At 67.8% G+C, this 12,143-nt stretch carries 8 protein-coding genes; 3 read left to right on the forward strand and 5 right to left on the reverse strand.

The features are described from left to right. Nucleotides 1-311: 311 nt before the first annotated feature. The 4 genes from AC1MEM_RS16950 to paoA all read right to left on the reverse strand — a co-directional run bounded on the left by AC1MEM_RS16950 (nucleotide 312) and on the right by paoA (nucleotide 5,844). Nucleotides 312-1,913 carry a TerC family protein gene (locus AC1MEM_RS16950; protein ID WP_499472410.1) on the reverse strand — a complete coding sequence of 534 codons (1,602 nt, stop codon included), beginning with the start codon at nucleotides 1,911-1,913 and terminating at the stop codon, nucleotides 312-314. 100 nt (nucleotides 1,914-2,013) lie between these two features. Next, nucleotides 2,014-4,215, reverse strand: coding sequence for an aldehyde oxidoreductase molybdenum-binding subunit PaoC (gene paoC, locus AC1MEM_RS16955; protein ID WP_499472412.1), 2,202 nt, complete (start codon nucleotides 4,213-4,215; stop codon nucleotides 2,014-2,016). 4 nt (nucleotides 4,216-4,219) lie between these two features. Beyond that, nucleotides 4,220-5,173, reverse strand: a complete 954-nt coding sequence (locus AC1MEM_RS16960; RefSeq protein ID WP_499472414.1) for an FAD binding domain-containing protein — start codon at nucleotides 5,171-5,173, stop codon at nucleotides 4,220-4,222. Further along, nucleotides 5,170-5,844, reverse strand: a complete 675-nt coding sequence (paoA, locus tag AC1MEM_RS16965) for an aldehyde dehydrogenase iron-sulfur subunit PaoA (RefSeq protein WP_499472416.1) — start codon at nucleotides 5,842-5,844, stop codon at nucleotides 5,170-5,172. Before paoA ends, AC1MEM_RS16960 begins: the two co-directional genes overlap by 4 nt. 281 nt (nucleotides 5,845-6,125) lie before the next feature. Here paoA and AC1MEM_RS16970 point away from each other — a divergent pair, with 281 nt between their 5' ends. Together AC1MEM_RS16970 and AC1MEM_RS16975 are read left to right on the forward strand one after the other, a co-directional pair. Continuing rightward, on the forward strand, nucleotides 6,126-8,555 hold the full coding sequence (locus AC1MEM_RS16970) for a hybrid sensor histidine kinase/response regulator (RefSeq protein ID WP_499472417.1): 2,430 nt from the start codon (nucleotides 6,126-6,128) through the stop codon (nucleotides 8,553-8,555). 61 nt (nucleotides 8,556-8,616) lie between these two features. Continuing rightward, nucleotides 8,617-10,008, forward strand: coding sequence for a nucleobase:cation symporter-2 family protein (locus AC1MEM_RS16975; RefSeq protein ID WP_499472419.1), 1,392 nt, complete (start codon nucleotides 8,617-8,619; stop codon nucleotides 10,006-10,008). Nucleotides 10,009-10,055: 47 nt separating this feature from the next. Here AC1MEM_RS16975 and AC1MEM_RS16980 read toward each other — a convergent pair whose 3' ends face one another. Beyond that, nucleotides 10,056-11,015 (reverse strand): 2-hydroxyacid dehydrogenase, encoded by a 960-nt coding sequence (locus AC1MEM_RS16980; RefSeq protein ID WP_499472421.1) that lies wholly within the window; start codon nucleotides 11,013-11,015, stop codon nucleotides 10,056-10,058. 154 nt (nucleotides 11,016-11,169) lie between these two features. On the opposite strand from AC1MEM_RS16980, the gene AC1MEM_RS16985 reads away from it, so the two are divergent. Next, nucleotides 11,170-12,075: a LysR family transcriptional regulator gene (locus AC1MEM_RS16985; protein ID WP_499472423.1), complete on the forward strand. Its 906-nt coding sequence runs from the start codon at nucleotides 11,170-11,172 to the stop codon at nucleotides 12,073-12,075. The last annotated feature ends 68 nt before the right edge of the window (nucleotides 12,076-12,143 follow it).

The raw sequence follows: 12,143 nt of genomic DNA on the forward strand, positions 1-12,143 counted from the left end.
ATCCATTCTCTGTCTTCGTCTTCCGGCTTCGGCGCCTTGCAAACCGTTACGGGGCAGGCGTCGATGGGCCGTTGAGCTCGTGTCTGAATTCATGACGCACCGCGCCGGTAACGCAGGCGTCTCATTCGTCTTCACTGCCACCGATACATTTTCGAAAGATTAGCGGGTTCCATTGCCGAATATTGGTGCGACTTGAGCAAGATCGGGTACCACTAGTTCATGCCTGCTGTTGGCGCGATAGCGGACGGTCAGACCAGCTTACTGTACGGAGTTTTTGCTACCCTGGCAAGCAAGAGGAACCGTCGGGCGCCTCAGCCGGGTGCCCGCGGCAGGCCCTGACCAGCGGCGCCGCGTGCGCTCCTGCCGCTGCGTGCCGGTGCCGCCGGGGCCTCGGTACGCGTAACGAGCACGGCGGCGATACGCCGGTCCTCCACCTCCGCCACCTCGAAACGCAGGTCGTCCACCACCACCTGTTCGCCCACGGCCGGCAGCGTCCCCAGCCGTTCGAGCATGAACCCGGCCAGCGAACTGTAGTCGTCGCTCTCGCTCACCAGGCTGTCGATACCGAGTTCCTGCTGCACGTAATGCAGGTCGGCCGCGCCGTCGATGCGCCAGCGGCCGGGGCCCTGGCGCGAGACAGCCGGCTGTTCGTCCTCGTCCGGGAATTCGCCGGCGATCGCTTCCAGGATGTCGATCGGCGTCACCAGCCCCTGCAGGGTGCCGTATTCGTCCGCGATCAGCACCAGCTGGCCGTGCGAACGTTTCAGCGTGTCCATGACTTTCAATACGTCGCCGCTCTCGGGCATGATGATGGGCGTGCGCACATGGGCCGTATCGATCCTGCCGCCCAGCGCCAGGTCGGCCATGAGGTCGCGCGCCCGCACCACGCCGATGATCTCGTCGAGTTCGCCTTTGCAGACCGGGAAAAAACTGTGCGGCGTTTCCATGATCTGGCCACGGATGCGCTCGGCCGGGGCATCGATGTCGATCCAGGAAATGTCCGAACGGTTGGTCATGATCGAGCGGATCGAGCGTTGCGACAGGCTCAGCACGCCGCTGACCATGTTGCGCTCGGCCGGCTCGAAGGCCTCCGCCACGCTCGCTTGCGCCGACGGGCCCGGCGCTGCCGCCTCCGTCTTGCCGCCCAACATGCGCAAGATCGCGTCCGCCGTGCGCTCACGCAGCGGCGCCCTGGCTTCTTCCCTCGCGAGATTACGCGAGGCCAGTTGATTGAACGCTTCGATCGCCACCGAGAAGCCGATCGCCGCGTACAAATAGCTCTTCGGAATGTGGAAGCCGAAGCCCTCGGCGATCAGCGCCAGGCCGATCATCAGCAGGAAACTCAGGCACAGCACGACCACGGTCGGGTGGGCGTTCACGAACCGGGTCAGGGCTTTCGAGGCAAACAGCATCACGCCCATCGCCACCACCACGGCCGCCATCATGACCGAGAGTTCGTCGACCATGCCGACCGCCGTGATCACCGAGTCGAGCGAAAAGACCGCATCGAGCGCGATGATCTGGGCGACGACGGCGACAAAACCCGCGTACTCGACGGGGCCGCTGCTCTGCGCCGTGCGGCCCTCGACCCGCTCGTGCAATTCCATGGTCGCCTTGAACAGCAGGAACAGGCCACCCAGCAACAGGATCAGGTCGCGCCCGGACAAGGCCAGGCTGCCGAGCGCGAACAGGGGCTCGGTCAGCGTGACGATCCAGGAAATCATGGTGAGCAGGCCGACGCGCATCAGCATCGCCAGCGACAGGCCCAGCAGGCGCGCGCGGTCGCGCTGCTGCGGGGGCAGCTTTTCGGCCAGGATGGCGATGAAGATCAGGTTGTCGATGCCGAGCACGATCTCGAGGACGACGAGGGTGGAGAACCCTATCCAGATGGTCGGGTCAAGCAGCCATTCCATGTTCCGCGTCTCCTCGTTGCGCCGGTGCAGCGCTGTGCATGCGCGCCGATTGGCCTTGCCGTAGGTGGACGGCGGCGCCGTCCGCCCTGCATCAGCTGCCTCAGACGTAGGCCGGCAGCTTCGGCAACAGCTTGTCGAGCGTGATCGGATAGTCGCGCACGCGCACCCCGGTGGCGTTGTAGATGGCGTTCGCCACCGCCGCAGCGACGCCGCAGATGCCCAGTTCGCCGACACCTTTGGCCTTCATGGGCGAGCTCATCGGGTCGGTCTCGTCCAGGAAAATCACCTCCTGGTGCGGGATGTCGCCGTGCACCGGCACCTCGTAGCCGGCGAGGTCGTGGTTCACGAAGAAGCCGATCCGCTTGTCGACGGCCAGGTGTTCCATCAGGGCGGCGCCAACGCCCATCGTCATGGCGCCGATGACCTGGCTGCGCGCCGATTTCGGGTTCAGGATGCGCCCCGCCGCGCAGACGGCCAGCATGCGCCGCACGCGCGTCTCGCCGGTGGCGGAGTCGACCGCCACTTCGACGAAATGCGCGCCGAAGGTCGACTGCTGGGTCTTCTTTTCCAAGTCGCCGTATTCCATCATGTCTTCGGCCGTGATCTCGCCGTCCCTTGCGACCTGGGCCAGCGGCACCGAACGCGTGCCGAGGCGCACGCTGCCGTCCGCAAACTCGGCCGTTGCCGGATCAAGCCCGGCCTTTGCCGCGACCGCCTCGCGCAGTTTCATGCAGGCCGCGTACACGCCGGCGGTCGACGAGTTGCCGCCCCACTGGCCGCCCGAGCCCGAGGACACGGGAAAGTCCGAGTCGCCCAGGCGCACGGCAACCCGTTCGATCGGCAGGCCCATCATCTCGGCCGCGGTCTGGGCGATGATGGTGTAGCTGCCGGTACCGATGTCGGTCATGTCGGTTTCGATGGTGACATTGCCGTTCTTTTCCAGCCGGGCGCGCGCGGCCGATTTCATGTTCATGTTGTTGCGGAAGGCCGAAGCGACACCCATGCCGATCAGCCAGCGTCCTTCGCGCCGCTTGCCCGGCTCCGGATTGCGGTTCTTCCAGCCGAAGCGCTCGGCGCCCTGGCGCATGCATTCCACGAAGCGGCGCTGGGAAAACTTGCGGCCGGGCGCTTGCGGGTCGACCGTCGTGTCGTTGACGATGCGGAAAGTGACTGGGTCCATTTTCAGCTTTTCCGCCATCTCGTCGACCGCGATCTCGAGCGCCATCATGCCGGGGGCCTCGCCCGGCGCGCGCATCGCGTTCGCCTCGGGCAGGTCGAGCACCGCCAGCTTGAGCTGTGTAAATCGATTTGGCCCGGCATACAGCAGGCGGGTCTGCTGGACCGCCGTTTCCGGCTGGCCGCCGGGCAGGTCGCCGGAAGTGCTTTCGTGGGCGATCGCGGTAATGCGGCCTTCCCGCGTGGCGCCGATGCGGATGCGCTGGATGGTCGCCGGACGGTGCGTCGTGTTGTTGATCATCAGCGCACGCTGCAGCGCCACCTTCACCGGGCGGCCGGCGGCGCGCGCGCCGAGGGCGGCCATCAGCGCTTCCGAGCGCAGGAACAGCTTGCCGCCGAAGCCGCCGCCGATGAAGGGCGAGACCAGGCGCACGTTTTCCTTCGGGATGCCCAGCGTCGCCGCCATGTCGCCGCGGCTCCAGTTGATCATCTGGTTCGAGGTCCAGAGCGTCAATTTATCGCCTTGCCACACGGCGAGCGACGCGTGCGGCTCCATCATCGCGTGCGACTGGTCCGGCGTGGTGTAGGTGGCGTCCAGCTTCACCGGCGCGCTGGCAAAGGCGCCCGCGAAATCGCCCGTCTTCGTCTCCGGCTTTTCTTCCTTCTTCGGCAGTTTGGCGCTGTCCTTCGCATGCTTCAGGTCGTACTCGCCCTTCGCCTTGACATACTCGACCCGCACCAGGCTGGCGGCGGCGCGTGCCTGCTCGAAGGTGTCGGCGACGACGACCGCCACGGCCTGGTGGTAGTGCTGCACTTCCGGCCCGGCCAGCAAGCGCGCCGTGTTGAACTTGCCCTTGCCGATCTTGCCCGCGTTTTCGTGGGTGACGATCGCCAGCACGCCGGGCGCGCGTTTCGCGGCGGCGGTATCGATCGCGGCGATGCGGCCCTTGGCGACTGCCGCGCCGATCACATAGCCATAGGCCGGGTTCGGCGCAGCCGCATGCTGCTCGTAGGCGTAAGTCGCGGTGCCGGTGGTTTTGTACGGCCCGTCGATGCGGTCCGTGGGTTTGCCGATGACCTTCAGCTGGTCGATCGGGTTGGTGGTGGCGGGTGTGGTGAATTTCATGCCCTCAGCCTTTCTTTGCGTCGACCAGCACCGATTCCAGCGTGCGCCGGACCAGCGGGACTTTATAAGCGTTCTCGCTCGTGGTTCTGGCGCCCGCGAGCAAGGCCTCCGATGTGGCGCCGGCGCCGCGCGCCATGGCGGCATCGGCGGCCGGCACGCGCCAGGGTTTGTGCGCGACGCCGCCCACGGCGACGCGGCCGCTGCCGTCCGGCTGCACCACCGCCGCCACCGACACCAGCGCGAACGCATAGGAGGCGCGGTCGCGCACCTTGCGGTAGGCGTGAACGCCGCCGAGCGGGCGCGGCAGGACGACGGAGGTAATCAGTTCGCCCGACATCAGCGTGTTCTCGATATGCGGCGTGTTGCCCGGCAAGCGGTAGAAATCCGCGATCGGGATCACGCGCGTGCTGCCGTCGGCGCGCACCGTCTCGACGCCGGCATCCAGCAGCTGCATGGCCACCGCCATGTCGCTCGGATGGGTGGCGATGCAGGCATCGCTCGTGCCCACGATGGCATGGTTGCGCGTATAGCCGCCGATGGCCGAACAGCCGCTGCCCGGGACCCGCTTGTTGCAGGGCAGGTTGGTGTCGTAGAAGTACGGACAGCGCGTGCGCTGCAACAGGTTGCCGGCCGTGGTCGCCTTGTTGCGCAGCTGGGCCGAAGCGCCGGCCAGCAGTGCGCGGGCCAGCACGGCGTAATCGCGCCGCACGCGCAGGTCGCTGGCGAGGTCGGTGTTGCGTACCAGCGCGCCGACGCGCAGGCCGCCGCCATCAAGCGGCTCGATCCTGTCCAGTTTCAGGCCATTGACGTCAATCAGGTGCGGCGGCGCCTCGATCTCGAGCTTCATCAGGTCGAGCAGGTTGGTGCCGCCGGCGATGAAACGCGCACCGGGATGGCGCTCGGCAGCCGCGGCCGCTTCGGCCGGGGTGCGGGCACGTTCATAAGTAAACGCTTTCATGCCTTGCCTCCCTTCACGACTGCGCCCCCTGCTTCGGTGATCGCTTCGAGGATGTTCGAGTAGGCCCCGCAGCGGCAGAGGTTGCCGCTCATGCGTTCGCGGATCTCGTCCACACTCAGCAATGGTTTCGCGTTCAGGTCCGCGCTGACATGGCTCGGGATGCCCGCGCGGATTTCCTCGAGCACCGAGACGGCCGAGCAGATCTGGCCGGGCGTGCAATAGCCGCACTGGTAGCCGTCGTGTTTCACGAAAGCCGCCTGCATCGGATGCAGCTTGCCGGGCCGGCCCAGGCCTTCGATGGTCGTCACCTCGTCGCCGTCGTGCATGATCGCGAGCGACAGGCAGGAATTGATGCGGCGGCCATTGACGATGACCGTGCAGGCGCCGCACTGGCCCTGGTCGCAACCCTTCTTGGTGCCGCTCATTTTCAGGTGCTCGCGCAGCGCGTCGAGCAGGGTCGTGCGGGTGTCGACGGTCAGCTCGCGGGCCTGGCCGTTCACGCGCAGCGTGGTTTTCGCCATCGCCGGCGGCGGCGTTTCTGCGTGGACCGCCGGCTGGGGTGCCGCGGCCTGGGCCAGCGCCCCGGCTGGAAGCGCCGCGCTGGTGGCAGCCGCCGCGCCCGTGATGAGCAAGTCGCGCCGCGACAGCTTCATGTCGCTCAAGTCGTCCATATCGTCAAAGCCTTCCGTACTGATGGGCACAGCGGGGCGCCCTGCGTGGGTGGGTTCCAGGTGCGGGCGTGCGGACGCCGCGCCTGGGCAATCGCCTTATGATAGAGACATTCCTGATAGCGGGCGGCACGGTTGACTGCTTGCCGGACGGGCGTGCACGGCCAGCGCCGCGGCAAGGTATGATGCCCGTTTCAGGGGTCGTCCTGCCGAGCCTGCTCATCGCGTTTGCTCGCGTGCGGCAGGGCGCCATCTCCCCTCATGCAGCACAGCCCGGAACCAACATGAACGCATCGGCCCTCGACGACACGTATTACCAGCGCAGGCGCGAATTCGCCGGCTTGTTCGAGGAAGCGCCGATCTTCATGGCCCTGACGCATGGCCCGGAACACCGGTTCGAGTTCATCAACCCGGGCTACCGGCGCCTGATCGGGCACCGCGATGTGCTGGGTGAACCCATGGCGCAGGTGCTCGAGGACGTCGCCGCCCAGGGCTATGTCGCCATGCTCGACGAGGTCTACCGCAGCGGCGTTCCGATCACCGCCGCCGGCGCGAAATATGCGATGCAGGCGGCGCCCGACGGTCCCGTCAGCGAGCGCTATATCGACTTCGTGCTGCAGCCGGTACGCGACGCGGCCGGCGCCGTCAGCGGAATCTTCATCCTCGGCACGGACGTCACCGACCGCGTCCTGATCGAAATCCGGCGCGACGCGCTGATCCGCCTGACCGACCTGGTACGCGACAGCGGCGATGCGCAGGACATCGTGGCCGGCGCCTGCCGCATCCTCGGCGAGACGCTGGGCGCGAGCCGGGTGGGGTTCGCCGTGGCGGAGACCGCCGGCGACACCGTGCGCCTTAGCGGCAACTGGCAGCTCCCCGGCGCGGCCCTGCTTCCCGACACCATCGACCTGCGCCAGTTCGGCGACTTCATCGACGACCTGAAGGCAGGCACGGCGGTGGCGATTGGCGATGTCGGGCTCGACCCGCGTACGGCGCATGCCGCCCAGGCGCTGGTCGCGCTCGATTCCGCCGGCTTCGTCAATCTGCCGGTACTCGAGGACGGCCGGCTCGTTGCGCTCGTGTACGTCAACAGTGCGCAGGCGCGCAGCTGGAGCCCGGACGACATCGCTCTCGTGCGCGAAGTGGCCGAGCGTACACGTACCGCCACCGAACGCCTGCGCAGCCAGGCCGCGCTGGCCGCGAGCGAAGCGAAGTTCCGCTCGATCGCCAACGCCATGCCGCAGATGGTCTGGTCGACCTTGCCCGACGGCTTTCACGATTACTACAACGACCGCTGGTACGATTTCACCGGCGCCGTTCCCGGCGAAACCGACGGTGTCCACTGGGCCGACATGTTCCACCCCGACGACCGCGACGAGGCCTGGGCCCGCTGGTCGCGCAGCCTGGCCAGCGGCGAGACCTACGAGGTGCAATACCGCCTGCGCCACCGTTCGGGCGACTACCGCTGGGTGCTCGGACGCGCGCTGCCGGTGCGCGACGGGGCCGGCGCGATCATCCGCTGGATGGGCACCTGCACCGACATCCACGACCAGAAACTGGCCGAGAACGAACTGCGCCTCGCCAACCAGCGCAAGGACGAATTCCTCGCCATGCTCGCCCACGAGCTGCGCAACCCGCTGGCGCCGATCAGCACCGCGGCCCAGGTCATGCGCCTGCGCTACAACGATGCCGAGTACGTCAAGCGCGCCAGCGAGATCATCGGGCGCCAGGTGCGGCACATGACCGACCTGGTGGATGACTTGCTCGACGTTTCGCGCGTCACGCGCGGGCAGGTGCAGATGGAGAGCGAACCGGTCGACCTGAAAACGGTCGTCAACAACGCCGTCGAACAGGCGCGCCCGCTGATCGAGGCGCGCCACCACGACCTGTTCATGCACGTCGCCGCCACGCCCGCCTGGGTCAGCGGCGACCGCACGCGCCTGACCCAGGCCGTGTCGAACCTGCTCAACAACGCCGCCAAGTACACCCAGCAGCATGGCCGCATCGAACTCGACCTCGGCATCCAGGACGGCGTGGCGACGCTCGCCGTGCGCGACAACGGCAGCGGTATCGCGCCCGGGCTGCTGCCGCACGTGTTCGAGCTGTTTACCCAGGGCGAACGCACGCCCGACCGGGCCCAGGGCGGGCTTGGCCTCGGGCTGACGCTGGTAAAAAGCATTGCCGCACACCACGGCGGCAGCGTGCACGCCGCCAGCGGCGGCCAGGGCCAGGGCAGCACCTTCACCCTGCGCCTGCCCGTCGTCGCGGCGCCGGACCTGCATGCCGCGCCGGATGCCCAGGCCCAGTCGCTGCCGTGGGCGCCGCGGCGCATCGTCATCGTCGACGACCATCGCGATGCGGGCGCCTCGCTGGCGGCGGCGCTCGAAGCACGCGGGCACAGTACCGTGCTGTTCGACGACGCCCAGTCGCTGCTGGACGCACACGTGGCGCACAACGCGCACGATGGCTGCCCGGTCGACGCCTATATCCTCGACATCGGCCTGCCCGGCATCGACGGCTACCAGCTGGCGCGCCGGCTGCGCGAGGCGGGTCCCTGCCCGCGCGCCCTGCTCATCGCCCTCACCGGCTATGGCCAGGCGCACGACTTCACGCTCTCGAAAGCGGCCGGTTTCGACCATCACCTGGTCAAGCCGGCCGACCTCGGACAGCTCGAGCGCATCCTGCATGCGGGCGCGGACGGCCCGGTCGGTTGAGCCGCCGGCTGAGCCACCGGGCAAGGCGCGGTAAAATCACGGTTTTGCCTCCAGCCCAGCCATGACCAAACAAGCCCCGCCCGCCCCTGCGCCGCAACCCGGATCGGACCTGATCCTCGGCCTCGAAGATCGTCCCCGTCCCCTGATCGGCATCCTGGCCGCCCTGCAGCACTTGTTGGCGATCATCGTGCCGATCGTCACGCCGGGCCTCCTGATCTGCCAGGCGCTGGGCGTGTCGGCACGCGATACGAACCTGATCGTCTCGATGTCGCTGGTGATCTCGGGCATTGCGACCTTCGTCCAGTGCCGCCGTTTCGGGCCGCTGGGCGCGGGCCTGCTGATCGTGCAGGGCACCAGCTTCAATTTCGTCGGTCCCCTGATCGCCGGCGGCAGCCTGATGGTGAAACAGGGCACGCCGGTGGAAGGCGTCATGGCGGCGATCTTCGGCGTGGTGGTGGCCGGGTCCTTTGTCGAAATGGGCGTGTCGCGCATCCTGCCTTTCGTGAAACGCATGATCACGCCGCTGGTGACGGGCATCGTCGTGTTGATGATCGGCCTCACCCTGATCAAGGTCGGCCTGATCAGCATGGGCGGCGGTTTCGCGGCCATGCAGAACGGCAGCTTCGCAAATGGCGAGAACCTGCTGCTGTCCGGCGTGGTGCTGGCGCTGATCATCGCCATCAACCGGGTGCCAGTGGTGTGGGTGCGCAGCTGTGCCATCGTCATCGCGCTGGCCGTGGGGTATGCGCTGGCCGGTTCGATGGGCCGGCTCGATTTCAGCGGCATGCACGAGGCGCCGCTGTTCCAGGTGCCGCGTCCCCTGCATTTCGGCATCGATTTTTCGTGGTCGCTGTTCATCCCGATGATCGTGATCTACCTGGTGACCTCGCTGGAAGCGATCGGCGACGTCACTGCGACGAGCAAGATCTCGCGCGAACCGGTCGAAGGCCCGCTCTGGATGCGCCGCATCAAGGGCGGCGTGCTGCTCAATGGCGCCAATTCGCTGCTGGCCGGCGTGTTTAATACCTTCCCGAGTTCAATCTTTGCCCAGAATAACGGCGTGATCCAGCTGACCGGCATCGCCAGCCGCCACATCGGCATCTGGATCGCCCTGATGCTGGTCGTGCTCGGCCTGTTCCCGGCCGTGGCCGGCGTGATCCAGGCCGTGCCCGAGCCGGTGCTGGGCGGCGCGGCCATGGTCATGTTCGGCGCAGTCGCGGCGGCGGGCATCAACATCCTCGCCAGCGTCCACCTCGACCGGCGCGCGCTGCTGATCGTGGCCGTCTCGCTCGCGCTCGGCCTGGGCGTGTCGCAGGTGCCGGAATTCCTGGCCCACATGCCGCCGGCCCTGCGCAACGTCCTCGAATCGGGCGTGGCCACCGGCGGCATCTGCGCGGTGCTGCTCAACTGGTTCCTGCCGGCCAGCCCGGAACGCCATACCGGGCCGGCCTGAGGAAGCGCGCGGAAAGCGCACACATCGGAAGCTCGGGAAAGAAGGACTCAGGCCGGCGACCGGGCAACGGCGGTCGGCAAGGGCTTCCCTTCGAAATGCGCCAGCAGGTTGGCGAGCGCCAGCATGCCCATCGCCGTGCGCGTCTCGACCGTGAAACTGCCCACGTGCGGCGCCAGCACGACGTTGTCGAGCTCGCGCAGCGCAGCCGGCACGCACGGCTCGTCGGCGAACACATCCAGCGCCGCGGCGCCCAGGCGACCCGCGCGCAGGGCCGCCACCAGCGCCGCCTCGTCGACCAGCGAACCGCGCGCGATGTTGACCAGCGTGCCCCCGGGGCCGAGCGCCTCGAGCACATCGGCGTCGATCATCGCGCGCGTCGCCGCGCCGCCCGGAGCGCACACGACCAGGTAGTCGCTTTCGCGCGCCAGTGCCAGCAGCGAGTCGCTGCGCGGGTAAGCGCAATCGGCCGTGCTGCGCTGGAAGTAGCGCACCTGCATGCCGAAGACGTCCAGGCGCGCGGCCACCGCCCTGCCGATGCGCCCCAGGCCGACGATGCCGGCCACCTTGCCGCGCAGGCTGCGGGCCGGCGCCAGCGGCGCCTTCGCCTCCCAGGCGCCGGCGCGCACATAGCGGTCGAGCTGGGGCAGGCGCCGGTTGATCGCCAGCAGCAGGGCCACGGCAAGGTCGGCGACATCGTCGGTCAGCACGTCCGGCGTGTTGGTGACGGGAATACCCCGCGGGTCGAGTGCGTCGAAAGCGACCGCGTCGACGCCGACGCCGTGCACCGCCACGATCTCGAGCGCCGGCAGGCGCGCCGCCAGCGCGGCATCGATGCCGACCGTGCCGGTGGTGTACACGCCGCGCACCTTCGGGGCGATGCGTTCGATGAAGGCATCGCGTTCGGCCGGCGCCACCTGCGCCATGCGGTGGCAAGTAAAATGGCGCGCGAGCGCGTCATCGACTTCGGCAACCCAGCCGGAACCCAGTAACAGTATTTCTGCACGCACCCTGCTCTCCCATTCGTTTCGGATCGGACGAGTATAAAGCAGGGCTTGCGGGTCGGCGCTTCGGCCTCATGAACGCGCTTCATCAATCCGCTGTTAGAATCAGTGCGTCTCTTCATGAGCCGCTTCCCTCCACACGACCAATCCCGACATCCCCATGGCCCGCGACAACATTAACGACATCCTGGTTTTCTTCGCCGTCGCGCGCGAGCGCAGTTTTACCCGCGCCGCCGCCAAGCTCGGGATGACGCAATCGGCCCTGAGCCACACCGTGCGCTCGTTGGAGGCGCGCCTCGGCGTGCGCCTGCTGACCCGCACCACGCGCAGCGTCTCGCCCACCGAGGCGGGCGAACGCCTGTTGCAGAACGTGGCGCCCCGCCTGGAAGAGATCGAAGCCGAGATCGCCGCGGTCAGCGACCTGGGCGACAAGCCGGCCGGCACGATCCGCATCACCGCGATCGACCACGTGATCGACCAGGTGCTGTGGCCGCGCATCGCGCCGCTGCTGCCGCAGTATCCCGATCTACATGTGGAGTTCAGCGCCGACTACCGCATCGTCGACATCGCTGCCGAACGCTACGACATCGGCGTGCGCCATGGCGACCAGGTCGACAAGGACATGATCGCGGTGCGCCTGACACCCGACGTGCAAATGCGCATCGTCGCGTCGCCCGCCTATTTCGAACGGCGTCCGGTTCCCCGCCCGATTCCGGCAACCCTGGCGGACCTCATGAAGCACAACTGCATCACCCTGCGCCTGGCCAGCAGCGGCGGCATCTATGCCTGGGAACTCCGGCACGAGGGACAGGACATCGAAGCCCGGGTGCGCGGCCAGGCCGTGTTCACGAGCGCCCAGCACATCCTCGCGGCCGCCCTCGACGGCGCCGGCCTCGGCTTCGTGCCGGACGAAATGGCGGGTGCGCACATCCAGGCCGGGCGCCTGGTCTCCGTGATGGAAGACTGGTGTCCGCTGTGGCCCGGCTATTACGCCTATTACCCGAGCCGGCGCCATTCCTCGCGCGCTCTGAGGCTGGTGATCGACGCGATCCGCTACCAGGGCTGAGCGCTGGACAAAGCGCGGGGCAAGTGCCGCAGCGAAAATGGAACACCCATTTGACGATTGTCATTCGT

Source organism: Telluria sp. AIW5, from assembly GCF_056680575.1.